Origin of the sequence: Pseudomonas kurunegalensis, from assembly GCF_030291635.1 — a bacterium.
Classification (GTDB): Bacteria; Pseudomonadota; Gammaproteobacteria; order Pseudomonadales; family Pseudomonadaceae; genus Aquipseudomonas; species Aquipseudomonas monteilii.
On sequence record NZ_CP127871.1, the window covers coordinates 764,674 to 785,664 of the forward strand.

The following is a 20,991-nucleotide window of genomic DNA, read 5'->3' on the forward strand; positions in this document are numbered from 1 at the left end:
CGGGAGGTGCAGGGATGCACGCAAGGCAACGGGGCATGACGCTCCTGGAAGTGTTGTTGGCAGTCGTGGTTGTGGCCGTGGGCATGTTCGCAACGGCAGCGATGCAGTTGCAGGCATTGCAGGCTGCGGACGGCGCACGTCGTGATGGGCAGGCCGCGATGGCGGTGCACAGCGAGCATGAGCGGAGGCGGCGATGAGGCGCCGCCAGATTGGGTTCGGTCTGCTTGAGATGGTGATGGCGCTGGCCATCGGATTGATGCTACTGGCAGCGGCCAGCCAGCTCTTTACCTCTGCACACCAGACCTGGCGTCTGCAAAGTACGGCAGTGCGCATGCAGGATGAGGCACGACTTGCTTTGCTGCGCATGGCGCAGGATATCCGCATGGCAGGGATGTTCGGTTGCCTGCGGATTAAACCTGACGACTTTGAGGACCCGGCTGCGCGGCAGGCTTTCGCCCGCCCCCTGGAGGTTGAAGCCACTACCCTCAGCCTGGTTGTGGCGGAGTTGTCAGGAAAAACTGGCAACGGTGACTGGGTTTTGCAGACGGACTGCATCGAAAAAGTGCGCGTGGATGAAAAAACAGTAGAGGGTTACCCACTGACGTTCCCCATCAGCCAGTACGTCTATCAGTTCCATGACAATAAGCTGAGGTTCAAGCGAAAAGGCAACTTCCAACCGCTGGTCGAGAATGTGCGAGAGGCGCGCTTCGAACGTGTGCAAACGCCGCAGGGGGAGAGGGTAGACATCACGCTGATGTTGTACGACCCCACGCTCAAATTGGAACAGCGCCATGAACTGAGCGTGGCGCTGCGCAATCGGGTGCCGGGGCCATGAAGCGTCAACGCGGTGTCGTGCTGCTGTTGGCGTTGGTACTGAGCCTGCTGCTCGGCTTGCTGACAGCCTCTGCCTTGCGTGATGCCTTGGTGGAGACGCGAATGGCCGGCTACCTGCGCGATGGCCTGCTGGCGTTCGAAGAGGCAGAGGCCACGTTGCAGGCCGGGGCAGATGAACTGCTGCGGGCATCTCCAGGCAAATGCCAGATGTGCCTGCCCCCGCCACACCCGCACGATTTGACTGGGCAGTGGCAGCGCAGCAAAAGCGGCTACTTCCAGGTCCAGCATCTAGGCATGAGCAAGCGCGTTGCGTACATGCCGGAAGGGCAGCCAGTTGCGTTGTACCGGGTAACCGCCGTCAGCCAGCAAGCACAAGCCCGGCAGGTGCTGGAAGCCGTCTACGCCGTGGCCGGCGACACAATCCAACGCATCACCTGGCGCCAAAGACTGAGAGGAGACTGACATGCAGCAAGGCTTGAGCCTGATCGAGTTGTTGATTGTGCTGGCCGTGACCGGCATTCTGGCAGCCATTGCCTACCCCAGTTACAGCGACCAGCTTCGGCGAGCCGCGCGCAGCGAAGTGGTTGGCCTGCTGCACGATGCCGCCCTGCGCCTGGAGCGTCACCGCGTGCGCACCGGCCAATACGCCGAAGGCGACCCGGCCTTGCCCGACGGCACCCGCTATTACAGCCTGCAGGCCCAGCGCGACAGCGACACCTTCACGCTGCGCGCCCGGCGGCTGCCGCATGGGCTGATGGCGCAGGATGGCTGTGGCGACTTCCAGCTTGACCAGGCCGGTGTGCAGCGCAATCCGGGTGCTGTTGAACACGGCGCGCATTGCTGGGGAAGCTGAAGATTGAATGATGCCCCGTGCATCGCGGTTTTACTTCAGGTGTTGGATCGACAGATGAGCAAGCAAGTAGTGGTGGTCGGCGGCGGGGTCATCGGCCTGCTGACGGCGTTCAACCTGGCGGCGAAGGTCGGGCAGGTGGTGGTGTGTGACCAGGGCGAGGTCGGCCGTGAGTCATCGTGGGCCGGTGGCGGCATTGTTTCGCCGCTGTACCCGTGGCGCTACAGCCCGGCGGTGACCGCCCTGGCGCACTGGTCGCAGGACTTTTATCCACAGCTGGGCGAGCGTTTGTTCGCCAGCACCGGCGTCGACCCCGAAGTGCACACCACCGGCCTGTACTGGTTGGACCTGGACGACGAGGCCGAAGCGCTGGCCTGGGCCAAGCGCGAACAGCGGCCGCTAAGTGCCGTGGATATCTCGGCGGCCTATGATGCGGTGCCGGTGCTGGGCCCGGGCTTCAAGCGCGCCATCTACATGGCGGGTGTGGCCAATGTGCGCAACCCGCGCTTGGTCAAGTCGCTGAAGGCGGCGTTGCTGGCGCTGCCGAACGTAACCCTGCGCGAACACTGTCAGATCACCGGCTTCGTTCAGCAAGACGGGCGTGTGACCGGTGTGCAGACGGCTGATGGCGTGCTGGCGGCGGATGAGGTGGTGCTCAGTGCGGGCGCCTGGAGTGGCGACCTCTTGCGTACCCTTGGCCTTGAGCTGCCGGTGGAACCGGTGAAGGGTCAGATGATTTTGTTCAAGTGTGCCGAAGACTTCCTGCCGAGCATGGTGCTGGCCAAAGGGCGCTATGCGATCCCGCGGCGGGATGGACACATTCTGGTGGGCAGTACGCTGGAACATGCCGGGTATGACAAAACCCCGACCGGGGATGCGCTGGAAAGCCTGAAGGCGTCGGCGGTGGAGTTGTTGCCAGAGCTTGAGGGGGCCACCGTGGTTGGGCATTGGGCGGGGCTGCGGCCGGGGTCGCCGGAAGGCATTCCGTATATCGGGCCGGTGCCAGGGCATGCGGGGTTGTGGCTGAACTGCGGCCATTACCGCAACGGGCTGGTGCTGGCGCCGGCTTCGTGCCAGTTGTTCACCGACCTGTTGACCGGGGCCGAGCCTATCATCGACCCGGCGCCGTATGCGCCAGAAGGGCGCTTGGGCTGCAAAGCAGCCCCAGAATGTCAACGCGGTGCCTGCAAGTGCCGGCTCGGGTAATGCTGCTCATACACCTTGCACACCCGCAGCACCTGCTCATCGGCAAAGCGCCCGGCCACCACCTGCAGCCCCACCGGCAATCCTTCGCGGGTAAACCCACAAGGCACCGAAGCCGCTGGCTGCTGGGTCAGGTTGAAGGGATAGCTGAACGGCGTCCACTCCATCCACTGCGCCATCCCCGACCCAGGCGGCACGTTGTGCCCGGCTTCGAATGCCACCAGCGGCAGCATCGGCGATACCAGCACGTCATAGCGCTGGTGGAAGGCATTCATCTGCGCAATCAGCGCCGCCCGTGCCTCCAGCGCCTGGGTGTATTCGGCAAGGCCGATCTTGGCGCCTTGCTCGGCAATCCAGCGTAGCCCGGGGTCAAGCAACGCTCGCTGTTCATCGCTCAAGGCACTGGCCAACCGCGCCGCGCCGGCAAACCACAGGGTATTGAAGGTTTCCAGCGGGGCGTTGAACCCTGGGTCCACCTCTTCCACCTGCGCGCCCAGCCGTGCCAGGCGCTGCACTGCTTGCGCCACCAGTGCCTGGATTTGCGGGTCGACCTGCACGTAACCGAAGTTGGCACTGTAAGCGATGCGCAGGCCGCTCAGGTCTTGCTGCTGGCCCATCCACGGCGCCTGCCGTGGTGCACCGGCCAGCCCGTCACGGGCATCGGGGCGGGCGACGCAGTCGAGCATCAGTACCGCGTCGTCTACGGTGCGCGTCATCGGCCCCAGGTGCGACAGCACGGTCATGGCGCTGGCCGGCCATTGCGGCACATAGCCGAAAGTCGGTTTGATGCCGAAGGTGCCGGTAAACGCGCACGGGATACGAATCGAGCCGCCGGCATCGCTACCCTGGTGCAGCACCCCGAGGTTCAGTGCAGCGGCGGCCGCAGCTCCCCCCGACGAGCCTCCGGCAGTCAGCCTTGTATCCCAGGGATTGCGGGTGATGCCGTACAGCGGGTTGTCTGTCACCCCCTTCCAGCCGAACTCTGGCGTGGTGGTCTTGCCCACCAGCACTGCACCGGCTTCACGCATGAACGCGGTGAAGGGGGCATCGACGTCCCACGGCCCTGCGCCGGAGGTGGTGCGTGACCCCTTGCGGGTGGGCATGCCACGGGTCAGGGTCAGGTCCTTGATCGAGGCGGGTACGCCATCCAGCCGGCCACAGGGCTCGCCCCGTTGCCAGCGCTGCTCGCTGGCGCGGGCGGCGGCGCGAGCACCTTCACCGTCGACATGGCAGAAGGCGTTGACCGCCGGGTTGTGCAGGTCGATGCGCGCTAACACGTCGTCGACCACCTCGACCGGCGACAGCTGACGGCGCTGGTACAGTTCGAGCAATTCGACGGCGGTGAACTCACCCAACGCGGTTTTCTGGGTCATCTCAACGGGCTCCCGGGTTGGCGGCCTGGAACATGGCACGCAGCAGGACGTCACAGCCGTCGGCCAGGTCTTGCGGCGCGGCATTTTCGATTTCGTTGTGGCTGATGCCACCCTCGCATGGCACGAAGATCATCCCGGCCGGGCCCAGCTCGGCGAGGAAGATGGCATCGTGACCGGCACCACTGACGATATCCATATGGCTCAGGCCCAGCGTGCGTGCGCCCTGGCGCACGGCGTCCACGCACTGCTCGGCGAAATACAGTGGCGGGAAGTCAGCGGTCGGGGTCAGCTGATAGCTCAGCCCGTGCCTGGCCGTGCTGCTTTCGATGGCCGTGCGTACTTCGTTCACCATGGCAGCGAGGTGCCCAGGGTCGAGGTGGCGCAAGTCGATGGTCATGTGCACCTGGCCGGGGATGACGTTGCGCGAGCCCGGGTGCAGGGTCAGGCAGCCGACTGTGCCGCAGGCATGCGGCTGGTGGGCGTGGGCCACGCGGTTGACCGCAGCCACCACCTCGGCCGCACCAACCAGGGCGTCCTTGCGCAGGTGCATCGGGGTGGGGCCGGCATGGGCCTCGACACCGGTCAGCACCAGATCGAACCATTTCTGGCCCAGGCAGCCCTGGACAACACCGATGGTGGTGCGCTGGTCCTCCAGCACCGGGCCCTGCTCGATATGTGCTTCGAAGTAGGCACCGACGGCATGTCCGGTGGGCACACGCGGGCCGGCGTAACCAATGCGCTGCAGCTCGGCGCCGACCGACAGGCCCTGGTCGTCGACCTTTTCGAGGGTTTCCTGCAGGCCGAACTTACCGGCGAACACACCCGAGCCCATCATGCAGGGCGGGAAGCGCGAGCCTTCTTCGTTGGTCCACACCACCACTTCCAAGGGCGCCTCGGTGGTCAGGTCGAGATCGTTCAGGGTGCGGATCACTTCGAGGCCAGCCATGACGCCATAGCAGCCATCGAACTTGCCGCCGGTGGGTTGGGTGTCGATGTGGCTGCCGGTCATCACGGGGGGCAGGGCAGGGTTGCGGCCGGGGCGGCGGGCGAAGATGTTGCCGATGGCGTCGATGCTGACGGTGCAGCCGGCTTCTTCGCACCAGCGCACGAACAGGTCGCGGGCCTGGCGGTCGAGGTCGGTCAGCGCCAGGCGGCATACGCCGCCCTTGGCGGTGGCGCCGAGCAGGGCCAGGTCCATCAGCGATTGCCACAGGCGCTCGCGGTTGACCTGCGAACCTTGGCCGAGCAGGTGCTGTGAGGGATCGATACGGGTGTTCATGGGCGTTCTCCTTTCAGGCGCTCAGGGCCAGGTAACGGTTCTTGATGCTCGGGTCCTCACGGAACTGCGCCGCGCTGCCCTGGTAAGCGACCCGGCCCTGCTCCAGCACGTAATGGCGGTCGGCAAGGGCATCGCAGACCATCAGGTTCTGTTCCACCAGCAGGATCGACAGGCCCTCGTCCTTGATGCGCCGCAGGATCTTCACCAGCTCGTCGACGATCACCGGGGCCAGGCCTTCGGTGGGTTCATCGAGGATCAGCAGCTTGGGGCCGTTGAGCAGGGCGCGGGCGATGGCCAGCATCTGCTGCTCGCCACCGGACAGCGCGAAACCACCATTGCGGCGCCGCTCCTTGAGCCGTGGGAACATGCTGTAGACGTCTTCCAGCTGCCAGCGGCTGGTTTTGCGCACGGCAATTTTCAGGTTCTCCTCGACGCTGAGCTGGCGGAAGATGCCGCGGTGTTCGGGCACCAGGGCAATGCCGAGCCGGGCGATATCGAAAATTTCGCGGCCCACCAGCGGCTGGCCGTTGAAGCTGATCTGCCCTTGCCGTGGGCGGACGATGCCGAGGATGCTGCGCAAGGTGGTGGTCTTACCCGCACCGTTGCGCCCAAGCAGGGTTACCAGCTCGCCGGCCTCGACCTTGAGCGAAACCCCTTCGAGCACATGGCTCTTGTCGTAGTAAGCGTGGATCGAATCGACGTTGAGCATCAGGCGGCCTCTCCAAGGTAAGCGGTGCGTACGCGCTCGTCGTTGCGCACTTGTTCAGGGGTACCCTCGACCAGAATCTGGCCGTGGCTCATCACCGTGATGCGCTGGCTGATCGACATGACGATGCTCATGTTGTGCTCGATCAGCAGCACGGTATGGTCGCGGCCAAGGTCGCTGATCAGGTCGGTCATTACCGGGATGTCGTCGATACCCATGCCCGAGGTGGGCTCGTCGAGCATCAGCAGGGTCGGCTTGGCGCAGATCGACATGCCCACTTCCAGTACCCGTTGCTGGCCGTGCGACAGCTCACCGGCCAGGGTTTCGGCGCGGGCGCTCAGTTTCAGGCGCTCCAGCACCTGGTCGGCGGTGTTCCAGTGGCTGCGCTTGTGCTCGACACTGCGCCAGAAGTTGAGCGCGCCCAGGCCATCACGGCCTTGGGCGGCCAGGCGCAGGTTTTCGCGCACGGACAGGTTCTGGAACAGGCTGGTGAGCTGGAACGAACGGGCCATGCCCAGCGCCACCCGCCCGTGGGATGGCTTGCGGATGATGTCCTGGCCGTTGAACAGGATCTTGCCAGCGGTGGCCTGGCGCTCGCCGGTCAGGCAGTGGAACAGGCTGGTCTTGCCGGCGCCGTTGGGGCCGATGATGGTGTGGATGGTGCCGGCGCGCACTTTCAGGTCAACGCCCGCAACCGCCTTGAACGGCCCGTAGGCCAGCTCTAGCTGGCGGGTTTCCAGGAGGTAGTCGCTCATCACAGGGTCTCCTTGGTCTTGGCCTGGGGTTTGTCGTTGGCGTTGCGGGTGGCCAGCAGGCGTTTGCCCAGTTCGGCCAGGCCACCCCACAGGCCGCCACGCATGAACACCACCACCAGAATCAGGATCACGCCCAGCAGCATCAGCCAGCGTGGCCACAGTTCCGACAGCACGTCGCCCAGCAGCACGATGGCGCCGGCCCCCAGCAGCGAGCCGAACAGCGAGCCGGTGCCGCCGACGATGGTCATGATCAGGATGTTCTCGCTCATCATCAGGTCGATGTTCGACAGCGGTGCAAAGTGCAGCAGCATGGCGTACAGCGCCCCGGCGATACCGGTGATGGCGCCCGACAGCATGAACACCAGAATCTTGAAGTGGCGGGTGTCGTAGCCGATGGCGGCGGCGCGGGTTTCGTTCTCGCGGATGGCCAGCAGGGTGCTGCCGAACGGCGAGCGGATGACCCGCAGGGCTGCGGCGAAGATCAACAGGAACAGCACCGCGACAAACACATAGAAGTGCCGCGGGTCGGCCAGGTCGACCAGCACATGGCCGGCGATTTCGATGTTCGGCCGGGGCACATCGAGCAGGCCGTTGTCACCGCCGGTCCAGCCACTGAGGGTGTAGGCCAGGAAGTAGGCCATCTGGCTGAAGGCCAGGGTCAGCATGACGAAGTAGATGCCGGTGCGGCGAATCGCCAGTGCGCCCACCAGCAATGCCAGAAAGGCGCCGAACACGGCAGCCCCCAGCAGTGCGGCGAACATGCCCCACTGCAGGTGGATCATCAGCAGCGCCGCGCCATAGGCACCCACGCCAAAGAAGATGCCCTGGCCGAACGACAACAGGCCGGTGTAGCCGAGCAGCAGGTTGCAGGCCAGCGCGGCCAGGGCAAAGATCAGGATCTCGGTGGCCAGGGTGGCCGACGGCAGCAACAGTGGCAGTGCCACCAGGCTCGCAACCACCAGCAACAGCAGCGCCGGGGCGCGGCCCTTGGCGACTGGCAATGGATTTTTCTCGCTCATCTCAGGCTCTCCCGAACAGGCCATAGGGACGGACCAGAATCACGGCGGCCATGGCGCCGTAGATCATCAGGCTGGCGCCTTGCGGCCAGAGGCTGGTCATCATGCTTTGCACCACACCTACCAGCAGGCCGCCAACCAGCGCACCGCCGAACGAGCCCATGCCGCCGATCACCACCACCACGAAGGCAATGCCGAGGATTTCCGGGCCGACGAAGGGTTGCGCACCCCGTAGCGGGGCGAACAGCACACCCGCCACGCCGGCCAGGCCCACGCCCAGGGCGAAGGTCAGGGAAAACAGGCGGAAAATATTGGTGCCCAGCAGCGACACGGTCTCGGTGCTTTCGCTACCGGCCCGCACCAGTGCGCCGAAGCGGGTGCGCTCCAGCAGCAGCCACAGGCCAAGGCCGATCAGCGCGGCGAAACCGATCAGGAACAGGCGGTAGTAGGGGTAGATGAAATCACCGAGGATCAGCACCCCGCGCAGCTCGGGCGGTACCGCAATGTTCTTGCCCACCGGGCCCCAGATCAGCACCGAGGCTTCCTGGATGATCAGCGCGATGCCGAGGGTGACGAGGATCTGGAAGGTGTGCGGCAGGTGGTAGATGCGCTTGATCAACAGGCGCTCGACCGCCCAGGCCAGGGCGGCTACCACCAGCGGTGCAATCAGCAGTGCCAGCCAGAAGTTGCCGGTGATGGCCACGGCGGTGTAGCACAGGTAGGCGCCCAGCAAGAAGAACGCGCCGTGGGCGAAGTTGACGAAGTTGAGCAGGCCGAAAATGATCGTCAGGCCCACGGCGATGAGGAAGTAGATCATCCCCAGGCCCAGGCCGTTGAGCAGTTGGAACAGGTACAAATCGAGCATGAGCGTGCCCTCGACAGCGCGCGGTGCGGCTGCCTGTACGAGTGTGTGTGACTAACGCCGCGGCTTCAGGCCAGGGCGCAACCGGTGTGGTCGACCTCGACGAACGAACGGCCCGAGCTGATGACTTCGGCCAGGTCGTCCTCGTCGCGCATCTGCCCTTGGGACTTGCCGCGCAGCAGGTAGTAATCCTTGAGTACCTGATGGTCGCCAGGGCGGATCAGTTCTTCGCCGGTCGGGCCCTGGAAGCGCATGCCCTGCAATGCCGCAGACACGGCGGCGCCCTCTAGGCTGCCGGCCTTGACGATGGCTTCGAGCATGACCTTGGTGCCGATATAGTCGGCAGCCAGCGGGTAGTTGGGGTTGATGCCATAGGCCTTGCGGGTGGCGGCAACCAGTTGCTTGTTCAGCGGGGTATCGACCTGGTGCCAGTACTGGGCACCCAGGTACACGCCTTCGAGCACGTCGCTGCCCAGCTCCTGGAACTGGTCGAGGCCGGCAGACCACACCATCAGCACTTTCATGCGGTCCTTGATGCCGAAGTTGACGGCCTGGCGCAGGGCATTGGAGGCCTGGCTGCCGAAGTTGAGCAGCACCAGCACATCGGGTTTGGCGGCGATGGCGTTGGTCAGGTAGCCGGAGAACTCCTGTTCCTGCAGCGAGTGGTAGCTGTTGCCGATGTGTTCCACGCCAAGCTCGGCAAACACCTTGCGGGCGTTGTCCAGCAGGGCGTCGCCGAACACGTATTGCGGGGTGATGGTATACCAGCGCTTGGCCTGGGGCAGCTGGCGGATCATGGGCACCAGGGTTTCGCGGATGGCGCCGTAGGTGGGCACCGACCAGCGAAAGGTCGAGGCGTTGCAGTCTTTACCGGTGATTTCATCGGCGCCCACAGGCGTCATGAACACGCCGCCGGCCTTGTGGATTTCCTTCGATACCGCCAGTGCCGAAGACGACAGGGTGCAGCCCTGGAAGAAGCGTGCGCCATCCTGGCCGATGGCTTCCTGTACCTTGCGCACCGCCTTGCCGGCGTTGCCTTCGGTGTCGATGACCTTGTACTTGAGCGGGTGGCCGAGCAGCTGCGGGTACTCGGCGATGGCCAGGCGCGACCCCATGTCGGCGTACTTGCCGTAGCTGGCGAAGGCGCCCGACATGGACTTGAGCCCATAGAAGGTCAGCGGTTGGTCGGCGAATGCCCGGTGCGCTCCCAAGGGGAGGCTACCTAAGGCACCCAGGGCAAGGCCTGCCTTGAGCAGGGTACGTCTTTGCATGAGTAACTCCTTGGTTGTGGTTATTAGGCAGGAGTGGCAATGACAAAGCGGGTACGGCCGGGCCTGTGTGCAGGCCTCTTACCAGGCGCATCAGTGGTGGTGGTCGAACTCCAGCAGGAAGTTGCGGGCAACCTCGCCTTCCAGCGCGGTCATGTGGTGCTCGGCGTCGCACATGTGTTCATGCATCAGCCGGCGTACAGCAGGTTCGTCGCTGGCGCGCAGGGCGGTCAGCAGTTGCTTGTGGTAGTCGATGTTGGCGGCGGCGAACTGCTGGCGCTTGGGCAGGTAGGCCTTTTTCAGCACCACCAGGTCGCGCAGCAGGTCGTTGAGGAACACCGCCATGAACCGCAGCAACGGGTTCGGGCAACGGTCGGCCAGCAGCGTGTGGAATTCCAGCTCTGCCAGGCGTTGCTCGCGCTGGCCTTCCTCGCTGTCTTCCGGTGCGCTGCAGAAGTCGATGTTGGCCTGCAACGCGGCGTAGTCGGCTTCGCTCAGCTTGCCCATCACCGACACCGCCAGCTCTACCTCGATGACTTTGCGCAGCTGGTAAACCTGCTCGCCGTCCAGGTGCTGGAAGTGCAGGTAATTGCGCAGCGCGCGGCTGGCCGGCTCGGTACCTACTTCATTGAGGTAGGCGCCGCCGGTCGGGCCGGTACGGGTACTGACCAGGCCTTCGACTTCCAGCGCCTTGAGTGCTTCGCGGGCGGTGCCCTTGGAACACTCGAAATGCTCCATCAGCTCACGCTCGGTGGGCAGGCGGTCACCGGGGTGCAGCGCTTCGGTGACGATCGAGCGCTTGACCGATTCGACGATCACATCGGACAGCTTCTGGCGCTTGCGTTTGGGTTTGAGCATTTCGCTATTTTTCATATTTATGCGGATAAATAGGATTTAGCGAGTTTTGGCGGGGTGGGTCAATGCTGGCGGCGGGGGAGGGGTCGTAATTGGTGCGAAAGGGTCGGGGAGGGATAAGTGGCAACAGGATTACACGTATCGAGTGTAGGAGCGGCCTTGTGTCGCGAAAGGGTCGCAAGGCGGCCCCGGCGATATCAGCTTTTACGCAGAATTTCTGGGGCCGCGTTGCGACCCTTTCGCGACACAAGGCCGCTCCTACAGAGGGAGCTGTGTTCAGCCTTGGCGGCCAGGGCCTTGTTGCAGGTGTGCCTGGCTGCAATACCACTCATTGCCCTGCTGCAGCGCCCGGTCGTTGGGCAAATGCACGCCACAATGGGCGCAGCGCACCATCTTCAGTGGCGCATCCAGCTTCGCCTCGGGGTGCGACTGCTGGCTGACTTTGAACTTGCGCCACAGCCAGAACGCGGCGGCGATCAGGGCGATCCAGAAAAGTAGGCGAACCATGGTGTCCAGCTTGTCGGTTGAAGAAGCCGACAGTCTAGGACGCGGCCAATAAAAAAGGGAGGCCCAAGGCCTCCCTTTCATTTACCGCTGTGTGTCAGTCAAACAGACCAAAGGTCATGTAGCTGAACCAGGAGCGGTCTTTCTCGGCTTCTTTCGGGCCTTCCGGCACGATCGGGTCGCCGTTCTCGTCCTTCGGCAGCAGCTCTTGCGGCATCTCGTCGCGCGCGTCCTGGAACTGCTTGACCACGTCCTGGTTGGCGCGGGTTTCGCCCGGCGGCAGCGGGGTGTCGGTTTCGATCAGGCCCAGGGTAGCCTTGGACAGCCAGCCACGGCCGTCAGACTCGGTCTGCTTGGGCTGGAACTCGCCATCGACCAGGCTCGGGTGGTCCGGGTAGTTGAGCTTGAGGGTTTCCAGGCTGCTGGCGGCCAGTTCGTCCAGGTGCATCTTCTGGTACGACTCGACCATCACCGCCAGGCCGTCACCGACCGAGGGGGTTTCCTGGAAGTTTTCGACCACGTAGCGGCCACGGTTAGCGGCGGCCACATAAGCCTGGCGGCTCAGGTAGTAATCGGCCACGTGGATTTCATACGAGGCCAGCAGGTTGCGCAGGTAGATCATGCGCTGCTTGGCGTCTGGCGCGTAGCGGCTGTTGGGGAAGCGGCTGGTCAGCTGGGCGAACTCGTTGTACGAGTCGCGGGCGGCACCCGGGTCACGCTTGGTCATGTCCAGCGGCAGGAAACGCGCCAGCAGGCCACGGTCCTGGTCGAACGAGGTCAGGCCCTTGAGGTAGTAGGCGTAGTCGACGTTCGGGTGCTGCGGGTGCAGGCGGATGAAGCGCTCTGCAGCCGACTTGGCAGCCTCGGGCTCGGAGTTCTTGTAGTTGGCGTAGATCAGCTCGAGCTGCGCCTGGTCGGCGTAGCGGCCGAACGGGTAGCGCGATTCCAGGGCCTTGAGCTTGTTCACGGCGCTGGTGTAGCTGGAGTTGTCCAGGTCAGCTTGCGCCTGCTGGTACAGCTCGGCTTCGCTGAGGTTCTCGTCAATGACCTCTTTATTAGAGGAACAGGCCGCGGTAAGCCCGAGGATGGCGATCAGCAGCAGGTGTTTCACTTGCATGGCGGCTTGCGTCCCTTTGACGGCCGCTGTCTTGGGCGGTGCCGTCCTGTTATGATGAGCGCCCCGGCCAACCCCGGGACAAAAGAAGCCGTATTTAACCACAAGCTCGCAGCCGAAACCAAAGGCTGTGCGCCCGCCGAATCGAGCATGTCCGAGATCATTCAACTTAGCGCAGAGGTACCGTCCGATCTGGGCGGTCAACGCCTCGACCAGGTCGCCGCCCAATTGTTCGCCGAGTACTCGCGTTCGCGGCTTACTACGTGGATCAAAGAAGGCCGCCTGACGGTCGATGGCGCCGTCGTGCGTCCTCGCGATACCGTTTATGGTGGCTCTGTGCTTGCTCTGGAGGCCGAGCAAGAGGCCCAGGGCGAGTGGATCGCAGAAGACATCGAGCTGGATATCGTCTACGAAGACGACCACATCCTGGTGATCAACAAGCCTGCGGGCCTGGTTGTACACCCGGCCGCAGGCCATGCCAGCGGTACCCTGCTCAATGCGCTGCTGCACCACGTGCCAGACATCATCAACGTGCCGCGTGCCGGTATCGTTCACCGTCTGGATAAAGACACCACGGGCCTGATGGTGGTGGCCAAGACCTTGCAGGCGCAGACCAAGCTGGTTGAGCAGATGCAAGCCCGCAAAGTCAGCCGCATCTATGAGTGCATCGTGATTGGCGTGGTGACGTCCGGTGGCAAGATCGATGCCCCGATCGGCCGCCACGGCGGTATGCGCCAGCGCATGGCCGTCACCGACGGCGGCAAGCCGGCGGTCAGCCACTACCGTGTGCTCAAGCGCTTCCGCTCGCACACCCATGTGCGGGTCAAGCTGGAAACCGGCCGTACTCACCAGATTCGCGTGCACATGGCCCATGTCGGCTTCCCGCTGGTGGGTGATCAGACGTACGGTGGGCGCTTCCGCATTCCGCCGGCTGCCAGCCCAACCATGGTCGAGGCGGTGAAAACCTTCCCGCGCCAGGCACTGCATGCGCGTTTCCTCGCCTTGGCCCACCCGATTACCGGTGAAGTCATGAAGTGGGAATCGCCACTGCCGGATGACTTCCTCTGGTTGCTGACGCTGCTGAACGAAGACCGCGAGAGCTTTATCGGATGAGTGGCCTGACGCAGTCGCTGTTGTTTCCCGACTGGCCGGCCCCGGCCTCGGTTCGCGCCTGTGTCACCACCCGTCAGGGCGGCGTCAGCCTGCCGCCCTACGAAACCTTCAACCTTGGCGACCACGTAGGGGATGACCCTGCGGCGGTCGCCGAGAACCGCCGCCGGCTGAGCGACGCGTTCGCCATCCAGCCAGCCTGGCTCAAGCAGGTGCATGGCCTGGTGGTGGCGGATGCCGACCCGGCTGTGGTGGCCGAAGCCGACGCCAGCTGGACCGACCAGCCAGGCATTGCCTGCACCGTGATGACTGCCGATTGCCTGCCTGCGCTGTTCTGCGACCGGGCGGGGACGCGCGTGGCAGCAGCGCATGCGGGCTGGCGCGGGTTGGCCGGTGGCGTGCTGGAAGCCACGCTGGACCGCCTGGCGCTGCCGCCAGAAGAGGTGCTGGTGTGGTTGGGGCCGGCCATTGGCCCGCAGGCCTTCGAAGTAGGGCTGGAAGTGCGTGATGCCTTTACGGCGGTGCATCCGGAAGCGGCCCGCGCTTTTGTCGAAGGTGAGCGGCCGGGCAAGTTGATGGCTGATATCTACGAGCTGGCGCGTATTCGCCTGGCTGCCCGTGGGGTGACCGCTGTGTATGGTGGCGGCTTGTGCACGGTCAGCGATGAGCGGTTCTTCTCCTATCGCCGTACCCCGCAGGGTGGGCGGTTTGCTTCTTTGGTGTGGTTGCAAACCCGCTGAACTCAAGAAGCTGGGGCGCACAGCGCCCCCAGCATTCCAAACGCTGACCCCGGTCAACCCCGCTACGCTTGAATCTTCCAGAATCAGCCCTATCTATAAGGTCATCTCAGGCAGGTTTCTTCATAAACAGGCGCTGTCCATCGCTCCGACCTGCCCTTTAAAGGAAGGTACACCATGCGAATAGACCGTTTGACCAGCAAGCTGCAACTTGCAATATCCGATGCCCAATCCCTGGCCGTTGGCATGGACCACCCCGCCATCGAGCCCGTGCACCTGTTGCAGGCACTGCTCGAGCAGCAGGGCGGCTCCATCAAGCCCCTGCTGATGCAGGTTGGCTTCGACATCAACAGCCTGCGCCAGGGGCTTGTGAAAGAGCTCGACCAGCTGCCGAAAATCCAGAACCCCACCGGTGACGTGAACATGTCGCAGGACCTGGCGCGCCTGCTCAACCAGGCCGACCGCCTGGCCCAGCAGAAAGGCGACCAGTTCATTTCCAGCGAGCTGGTGCTGTTGGCCGCCATGGACGAGAACAGCAAACTTGGCAAACTGCTGCTGAGTCAGGGCGTGACCAAGAAGGCCCTGGAAAATGCCATCAACAACCTGCGCGGCGGCGCGGCAGTGAACGATGCCAACGCCGAAGAGTCGCGTCAGGCGCTGGACAAGTACACCGTCGACCTGACCAAGCGTGCCGAAGAAGGCAAGCTGGACCCGGTGATTGGTCGTGACGATGAAATCCGCCGTACCGTGCAGGTGCTGCAACGCCGCACCAAGAACAACCCGGTGCTGATCGGTGAGCCTGGCGTGGGTAAAACCGCCATCGCCGAAGGCCTGGCCCAGCGCATCATCAACGGTGAAGTGCCCGACGGCCTCAAAGGCAAGCGCCTGCTGGCGCTGGACATGGGCGCGCTGATTGCCGGTGCCAAGTACCGTGGCGAGTTCGAAGAGCGTTTGAAAGGCCTGCTGAACGAGCTGTCCAAGCAGGAAGGCCAGATCATCCTGTTCATCGACGAACTGCACACCATGGTCGGCGCCGGCAAAGGCGAGGGCGCCATGGACGCCGGCAACATGCTCAAGCCAGCCTTGGCCCGTGGCGAACTGCACTGCGTTGGCGCCACCACGCTGAACGAGTACCGCCAGTTCATCGAGAAGGACGCTGCGCTGGAGCGCCGCTTCCAGAAGGTGCTGGTAGAAGAGCCGAGCGAAGAAGACACCATCGCCATTCTGCGTGGCCTGAAAGAGCGCTATGAAGTGCACCACAAGGTGGCCATCACTGACGGCGCCATTATCGCTGCGGCCAAGCTCAGCCACCGCTACATCACTGATCGCCAGCTGCCCGACAAGGCCATCGACCTGATCGACGAAGCCGCCAGCCGCATCCGCATGGAGATCGACTCCAAGCCGGAAGTGCTCGACCGCCTTGATCGCCGCCTGATCCAGTTGAAGGTGGAGTCGCAGGCACTGAAGAAAGAAGAAGACGAAGCGGCGAAAAAACGCCTGGAGAAGCTGACCGAGGAAATCGAGCGGCTGGAGCGTGAGTATTCCGACCTGGAAGAAATCTGGGCTTCGGAAAAGGCCGAAGTGCAGGGCTCGGCGCAGATCCAGCAAAAGATCGAGCAGGCCCGCCAAGAGCTGGAAACCGCCCGTCGCAAAGGTGACCTGAGCCGCATGGCCGAACTGCAGTACGGGGTAATCCCGGACTTGGAACGCAGTCTGCAAATGGTCGACCAGCACGGCAAGACCGAGAACCAGTTGCTGCGCAACAAGGTGACCGAGGAAGAAATTGCCGAAGTGGTATCGAAGTGGACCGGTATTCCGGTGGCCAAGATGCTCGAAGGCGAGCGTGAAAAGCTGCTGAAAATGGAAGAACTGCTGCACCAGCGCGTGATTGGCCAGGGCGAGGCGGTAACTGCTGTGGCCAACGCCGTGCGCCGCTCGCGTGCCGGGCTGTCCGACCCTAACCGGCCAAGTGGCTCGTTCCTGTTCCTCGGCCCGACCGGTGTGGGCAAGACCGAGCTGTGCAAGGCGCTGGCCGAGTTCCTGTTCGACACCGAAGAGGCCATGGTGCGTATCGACATGTCCGAGTTCATGGAGAAACACTCCGTGGCTCGCCTGATCGGTGCACCACCAGGCTACGTCGGCTACGAAGAGGGCGGTTACCTGACCGAAGCGGTACGGCGCAAGCCTTACGCGGTGGTGCTGCTGGATGAGGTGGAGAAAGCCCACCCGGATGTGTTCAACGTGCTGTTGCAGGTGCTGGAAGACGGCCGCCTGACCGACAGCCACGGGCGCACCGTGGACTTCCGCAACACCGTGATCGTGATGACCTCCAACCTGGGCTCGGCGCAGATCCAGGAACTGGTGGGCGACCGCGAAGCACAGCGTGCAGCGGTGATGGATGCGGTGGGTTCGCACTTCCGCCCAGAGTTCATCAACCGTATCGACGAAGTGGTGGTGTTCGAACCACTGGGCCGCGAGCAGATTGCCGGCATTACCGAAATCCAGCTGGGCCGCCTGCGCAGCCGCTTGCTGGAACGCGAACTGTCGCTGAGCCTGAGCCCGGAGGCGTTGGACAAGCTGATTGCCGTGGGTTACGACCCGGTGTACGGCGCACGGCCGCTGAAGCGTGCCATCCAGCGCTGGATCGAAAACCCGCTGGCGCAGCTGATTCTGGCGGGCAAGTTCTTGCCAGGTACGGCGATCACCGCCAAGGTGGAAGGCGACGAAATCGTCTTTGGCTGATTCTGTTGCACCATGAGCCCCGCATTTGCGGGGCTTTTTTTGGCCGTTAACCTATACCGGCCCCAGTAAAATCGGGGTTTCGCGGATATTTTGGATAACCTGCTGAAATTTTTGAAATTTTTGCTTGCATCAATTTTCGAGTGCCCCTAATATACGCCGCGTTGTCAGGCACTAAGCGAATCACCAGCAACATCGGTGACCGCAAAACAACTTACAAATCAGTAAGTTGAATGAAAAAAAGTGGTTGACAAGCAAAACGAAGAATGTAGAATAGCCGGCCTCAGCAGCGACAACGCGAAAGCGAAGAAGCCAAAGAGTCCGAAGCGAACACGGTCTTCGGAGTAGCAAATCGGTAAGTTGTACCGAAGTTCAGTTCCGCGATAGCTCAGTCGGTAGAGCAAATGACTGTTAATCATTGGGTCCCTGGTTCGAGTCCAGGTCGCGGAGCCAATCTCGGGGTGTAGCGCAGTCCGGTAGCGCGCCTGCTTTGGGAGCAGGATGTCAGGAGTTCGAATCCCCTCACCCCGACCATTTTCCGGGTCGTTAGCTCAGTTGGTAGAGCAGTTGGCTTTTAACCAATTGGTCGTAGGTTCGAATCCTACACGACCCACCATGTAAAGAAGGGCATCTCAAAGAGATGCCCTTTTTTTTGAAAGACCCGGGGTGTAGCGCAGTCCGGTAGCGCGCCTGCTTTGGGAGCAGGATGTCAGGAGTTCGAATCCCCTCACCCCGACCATTTTTGGGTCGTTAGCTCAGTTGGTAGAGCAGTTGGCTTTTAACCAATTGGTCGTAGGTTCGAATCCTACACGACCCACCATGAACAAAGGGCATCTCGAAAGAGATGCCCTTTTTCTTTGCCTTGCAAAAAGTGCTGAACCCACAGCCGGTAGAAGCGCAAAAAGAAGGGCCGCATCAGCGACCCTTGGCTTTCAATCAGTGCAGCTTCAGCCGCGGCTCGGTACCCCGGCCAATCTTGCTCCCCAGCATCATCAACGCCGTACGGAAGAACCCGTACAACGCCATCTGGTGCATGCGGTACAGCGACACGTAGAACATCCGCGCCAGCCAGCCTTCCAGCTTCACGCTGCCCATCAGGTTACCCATCAGGTTGCCTACCGCCGAGAAGCGCGACAGCGACACCAGCGAGCCGTAGTCCTTGTACTCGTAGGTCGGCAGCGGCTTGTTCTCCAGACGCGCCTTAAGGCTTTGCGCCAGCATCGAAGCCTGCTGGTGCGCCGCCTGGGCCCGTGGCGGCACATTGCGGTCGCTGCCCGGTTGCGGGCAAGCGGCACAGTCGCCGAAGGCGAAGATGTTGTCGTCGCGGGTGGTTTGCAGGGTAGGGCGCACGACCAGCTGGTTGATGCGGTTGGTTTCCAGGCCATCGATGTCTTTCAGGAAGCCCGGCGCACGGATACCTGCCGCCCACACCTTCAAGCTGGCCTGGATCACTTCGCCGTCCTTGGTCTTCAACCCGTCCTCGGTCACTTCACTGACCGCAGCGTTGGTCATCACCTTCACGCCGAGTTTTTCCAGGGTCTTGTGTACCGGCACGCTGATGCGCTCTGGCAGCGCTGGCAGTACGCGAGGGCCTGCCTCGATGATGGTGATGTGCATGTCTTTGGGCTGGATGCGGTCCAGGCCATAGGCCGCCAGTTCGTGGGCGGCGTGGTGCAGTTCGGCCGCCAGCTCCACACCGGTGGCACCCGCGCCGACGATGGCGACGCTGATTTTCTCACTGGCCACATCGCCGGCATGGGCGCGCAGGTAGTGGTTCAGCAGTTGCTGGTGGAAGCGCTCGGCCTGCTTGCGGGTGTCCAGGAACAGGCAGTGCTGCGCCGCGCCCAGGGTGCCGAAGTCGTTGGTGTTGGAACCCACAGCAATGACCAGGGTGTCGTAGCCCAGGGTACGCGCAGGCAGCAGCTCGCGGCCCTCTTCGTCGAGGGTGGCGGCCAGTTGAATCTGTTTGCCTTCACGGTCCAGGCCGCTCATGCGCCCCAGCTGGAAGTTGAAGTGGTTCCACTTGGCCTGGGCCACGTAGTTCAGTTCGTCTTCCGAGGAGTTCAGCGAGCCGGCAGCCACTTCGTGCAGCAGTGGTTTCCAGATGTGCGTGAGGTTGGCGTCGACCAAGGTAATCTCGGCCTGCTTGCGCTTGCCCAGGCTTTTACCCAGGCGGGTCGCCAGTTCCAGGCCGCCGGCGCCGCCGCCGACAATCACGATGCGATGAGTCATGGGGATATCTCATAAGGTTTACGGAATTCGTGGCCCAGAGGGCCGGCCGCAAACTGCACGAGGGGAGGGCGAGCGCGAAGCAGCTCATAGCACCAGTCCACTCAGCAGGCGGCTGATGAGACCCAACCCGATGGTCACGGCCACCACCAGCACAAGGAGCAGCCACGGCCGGAAGGGCCTGCGCTCGACTTGGTGCTGGGGGGCTCGCAGATACTCATCGACACGACGCTGATCTTCCGGATTCAGGCGGCTGGTCATGGTGGGCCTCGTCAGGTAGACGTTTGTGACTGCGCAAACGCTACAGCGTTCGCGCAAGCGCTTGAAACAAATGATAATGCTTTCTATCCCTGGCGCCGAGTGTACGCCATCGCAAACATTCGCTGCACTGGATCAAAGACTGATGCCCACGTCGAAGACGATGCTGCGGCCCAGGTTACCGCGCAGAAAGTCTGGCGCGTCTGGGTGGGCGAACAGCACCCGGGCAAAGGTCGGCCCCACCAGCGACAGTGAGCGCCAGCCCTGGCGCAGGTACTCGGTAGGCGGCGGGAAGTGGGTGTTGAGGTCGAGCACTTCGCGCTTGAGGCTGGCGAAGGCGATGATGTCCAGCTCGTTCAGCTCCAGCCCGCGCTCCCGATAGTTGTGCGCCTTTTTACGCAAGGTCGGCGCCAGGCGCCCCAGCAGCTCGGTGGCACTGATGCGCCGAGGGCGGGCTTCGCGGCGCACCAGTTGCGCCAGAGAAAATGCACTGCGCCGCCGTTGCAGCTCTTCGCGCCATTCATCGTTCAGCCGGCGGCCTTCGTCCAGCACGAAAAATACCTCGAACGCGGCATCGCGGAACAGCACGTCTGGCGGTTCCTGGCCGGCCGGGGTGAAGTCTTCGCTGCGGTAGGGAATGTTCAGCCCCTGCAACAGTCGCTGGCACACCCAACGCTCCCGCTCCCACTTGCGGGCGTTGGAGAGAAAGGCATTGGCTTGTTCGGCCTGGATGGTAAGCAGGCGCAGGTAGTCTGAGTCATCCATGCAGACAAGCTTAGCCGTTAATCGATGACGGTAAGATGCTGTTTAAGCGCGGGAATCAGCCCAGCACTGGCCACTGTTGCACCAGCCCGACCAGGTGCACCAGGCCGAAGCCCAGGCAGATCAGTGAACTGACCACGATAAAACGCTGCGAACGCCCGGTGCCCGCCAGCAATCTGGGCCCCAGCAGGCCGCGCAGCAGGTACACCAGGGTGATGAGGCAGATGGCTGGCAGCAGCAACGGCAGCCGCCCGATTGCCCCGGCAGCCGACAGCGCATAGGCCGACCAGGCCAGCAGCACGCAGGCGATGGCGGCAGTGACAAGTGCCGGGTACCAGCGGCCCTTTTCGGCGGCCACCGCCATGCGTTCACCAGCCCCGAACAAACGGTACCAGCGTGGCCCAACGGCGATCACTGCCAGGTGAAGTACGCCAATGATGGCGTTGAGTGCTGCTGCCAGCAGCAGGGTGGGGTTGATTCCTTCCGGCATGGCCAATGCTTCCTGCATCGAATGAGGGCGCCAGCCTACCGCAGCCG

The 20,991-nt window shown here is 63.2% G+C and carries 22 protein-coding genes and 5 tRNA genes; 13 read left to right on the forward strand and 14 right to left on the reverse strand.

The genetic code is table 11. The annotated features are described in order from the left end of the window. Positions 1-14 precede the first annotated feature (14 nt). From QQ992_RS03410 to thiO, 5 genes are read left to right on the forward strand one after another with little or no spacing between them, the layout of a single operon-like run. Entirely contained in the window at positions 15-197 is a 183-nt protein-coding gene (locus QQ992_RS03410; RefSeq protein ID WP_025754948.1) for a prepilin-type N-terminal cleavage/methylation domain-containing protein, read from the forward strand. After that, the gene (locus tag QQ992_RS03415) at positions 194-835 is read left to right on the forward strand and encodes a PilW family protein (RefSeq protein WP_286112218.1); all 642 of its coding nucleotides are present in this window, start codon (positions 194-196) and stop codon (positions 833-835) included. Before QQ992_RS03410 ends, QQ992_RS03415 begins: the two co-directional genes overlap by 4 nt. Continuing rightward, positions 832-1,296: a hypothetical protein gene (locus QQ992_RS03420; RefSeq protein WP_286112219.1), complete on the forward strand. Its 465-nt coding sequence runs from the start codon at positions 832-834 to the stop codon at positions 1,294-1,296. The genes QQ992_RS03415 and QQ992_RS03420 overlap by 4 nt, the downstream gene beginning before the upstream one ends. A 1-nt stretch (position 1,297) precedes the next feature. Continuing rightward, a complete protein-coding gene (locus QQ992_RS03425; protein ID WP_019099324.1) occupies positions 1,298-1,687 on the forward strand; it encodes a type IV pilin protein in 390 nt (129 codons plus the stop codon). Positions 1,688-1,741: 54 nt separating this feature from the next. Continuing rightward, the gene (thiO, locus tag QQ992_RS03430; protein WP_286112220.1) at positions 1,742-2,890 is read left to right on the forward strand and encodes a glycine oxidase ThiO; all 1,149 of its coding nucleotides are present in this window, start codon (positions 1,742-1,744) and stop codon (positions 2,888-2,890) included. Here thiO and QQ992_RS03435 read toward each other — a convergent pair. From QQ992_RS03435 to QQ992_RS03480, 10 genes are all read right to left on the reverse strand, one after another. Continuing rightward, positions 2,857-4,260 carry an amidase gene (locus QQ992_RS03435; protein ID WP_286112221.1) on the reverse strand — a complete coding sequence of 468 codons (1,404 nt, stop codon included), beginning with the start codon at positions 4,258-4,260 and terminating at the stop codon, positions 2,857-2,859. The genes thiO and QQ992_RS03435 overlap by 34 nt on opposite strands. Before the next feature lies 1 nt (position 4,261). After that, the gene (locus QQ992_RS03440; RefSeq protein ID WP_286112222.1) at positions 4,262-5,539 is read right to left on the reverse strand and encodes a Zn-dependent hydrolase; all 1,278 of its coding nucleotides are present in this window, start codon (positions 5,537-5,539) and stop codon (positions 4,262-4,264) included. Positions 5,540-5,552: 13 nt separating this feature from the next. Next, positions 5,553-6,248 carry an ABC transporter ATP-binding protein gene (locus tag QQ992_RS03445; protein WP_016713401.1) on the reverse strand — a complete coding sequence of 232 codons (696 nt, stop codon included), beginning with the start codon at positions 6,246-6,248 and terminating at the stop codon, positions 5,553-5,555. Then, positions 6,248-7,000 (reverse strand): ABC transporter ATP-binding protein, encoded by a 753-nt coding sequence (locus tag QQ992_RS03450; RefSeq protein WP_012051121.1) that lies wholly within the window; start codon positions 6,998-7,000, stop codon positions 6,248-6,250. Before QQ992_RS03450 ends, QQ992_RS03445 begins: the two co-directional genes overlap by 1 nt. Then, positions 7,000-8,019 (reverse strand): branched-chain amino acid ABC transporter permease, encoded by a 1,020-nt coding sequence (locus QQ992_RS03455; RefSeq protein ID WP_025754951.1) that lies wholly within the window; start codon positions 8,017-8,019, stop codon positions 7,000-7,002. Before QQ992_RS03455 ends, QQ992_RS03450 begins: the two co-directional genes overlap by 1 nt. 1 nt (position 8,020) lies before the next feature. Beyond that, positions 8,021-8,881 carry a branched-chain amino acid ABC transporter permease gene (locus QQ992_RS03460; protein ID WP_016713397.1) on the reverse strand — a complete coding sequence of 287 codons (861 nt, stop codon included), beginning with the start codon at positions 8,879-8,881 and terminating at the stop codon, positions 8,021-8,023. 65 nt (positions 8,882-8,946) lie between these two features. Next, positions 8,947-10,149 carry an ABC transporter substrate-binding protein gene (locus QQ992_RS03465; protein WP_286112223.1) on the reverse strand — a complete coding sequence of 401 codons (1,203 nt, stop codon included), beginning with the start codon at positions 10,147-10,149 and terminating at the stop codon, positions 8,947-8,949. 90 nt (positions 10,150-10,239) lie between these two features. Next, the gene (locus QQ992_RS03470; RefSeq protein WP_003247561.1) at positions 10,240-11,004 is read right to left on the reverse strand and encodes a FadR/GntR family transcriptional regulator; all 765 of its coding nucleotides are present in this window, start codon (positions 11,002-11,004) and stop codon (positions 10,240-10,242) included. A gap of 273 nt (positions 11,005-11,277) precedes the next feature. After that, positions 11,278-11,508: a PP0621 family protein gene (locus QQ992_RS03475; protein ID WP_016713394.1), complete on the reverse strand. Its 231-nt coding sequence runs from the start codon at positions 11,506-11,508 to the stop codon at positions 11,278-11,280. Positions 11,509-11,602: 94 nt separating this feature from the next. Continuing rightward, positions 11,603-12,622, reverse strand: coding sequence for an outer membrane protein assembly factor BamD (locus tag QQ992_RS03480; protein ID WP_016713393.1), 1,020 nt, complete (start codon positions 12,620-12,622; stop codon positions 11,603-11,605). A 147-nt stretch (positions 12,623-12,769) separates the two neighbouring features. Between QQ992_RS03480 and rluD the strand changes: the two genes are divergently transcribed. The 8 genes from rluD (at position 12,770) to QQ992_RS03520 (ending at position 18,025) form a co-directional block, all read left to right on the forward strand. Beyond that, a complete protein-coding gene (rluD, locus tag QQ992_RS03485; RefSeq protein WP_026020366.1) occupies positions 12,770-13,732 on the forward strand; it encodes a 23S rRNA pseudouridine(1911/1915/1917) synthase RluD in 963 nt (320 codons plus the stop codon). Next, a complete protein-coding gene (pgeF, locus tag QQ992_RS03490; protein WP_119368760.1) occupies positions 13,729-14,469 on the forward strand; it encodes a peptidoglycan editing factor PgeF in 741 nt (246 codons plus the stop codon). The genes rluD and pgeF overlap by 4 nt, the downstream gene beginning before the upstream one ends. A 174-nt stretch (positions 14,470-14,643) precedes the next feature. Further along, positions 14,644-17,208 (forward strand): ATP-dependent chaperone ClpB, encoded by a 2,565-nt coding sequence (clpB, locus tag QQ992_RS03495; RefSeq protein ID WP_286112224.1) that lies wholly within the window; start codon positions 14,644-14,646, stop codon positions 17,206-17,208. Between the two features lie 374 nt (positions 17,209-17,582). After that, positions 17,583-17,658 (forward strand) — tRNA-Asn (locus tag QQ992_RS03500). Between the two features lie 4 nt (positions 17,659-17,662). Beyond that, positions 17,663-17,739 (forward strand) — tRNA-Pro (locus tag QQ992_RS03505). A gap of 6 nt (positions 17,740-17,745) precedes the next feature. Further along, positions 17,746-17,821: transfer RNA gene (locus QQ992_RS03510), tRNA-Lys, on the forward strand. A gap of 46 nt (positions 17,822-17,867) precedes the next feature. Beyond that, positions 17,868-17,944: transfer RNA gene (locus QQ992_RS03515), tRNA-Pro, on the forward strand. A gap of 5 nt (positions 17,945-17,949) precedes the next feature. Further along, positions 17,950-18,025 (forward strand) — tRNA-Lys (locus QQ992_RS03520). Positions 18,026-18,141: 116 nt separating this feature from the next. On the opposite strand, the gene QQ992_RS03525 is transcribed toward QQ992_RS03520, so the two are convergent. From QQ992_RS03525 to QQ992_RS03540, 4 genes are all read right to left on the reverse strand, one after another. Further along, complete coding sequence (locus tag QQ992_RS03525) at positions 18,142-19,437, reverse strand: NAD(P)/FAD-dependent oxidoreductase (RefSeq protein WP_063911149.1); 1,296 nt, start codon at positions 19,435-19,437, stop codon at positions 18,142-18,144. A gap of 84 nt (positions 19,438-19,521) precedes the next feature. Further along, on the reverse strand, positions 19,522-19,695 hold the full coding sequence (locus QQ992_RS03530; RefSeq protein WP_013970765.1) for a DUF3094 family protein: 174 nt from the start codon (positions 19,693-19,695) through the stop codon (positions 19,522-19,524). 132 nt (positions 19,696-19,827) lie between these two features. Then, the gene (locus QQ992_RS03535; RefSeq protein ID WP_013970766.1) at positions 19,828-20,457 is read right to left on the reverse strand and encodes a DUF1780 domain-containing protein; all 630 of its coding nucleotides are present in this window, start codon (positions 20,455-20,457) and stop codon (positions 19,828-19,830) included. Positions 20,458-20,512: 55 nt separating this feature from the next. Beyond that, positions 20,513-20,944, reverse strand: coding sequence for a hypothetical protein (locus QQ992_RS03540; protein WP_025754726.1), 432 nt, complete (start codon positions 20,942-20,944; stop codon positions 20,513-20,515). Positions 20,945-20,991 lie beyond the last annotated feature (47 nt).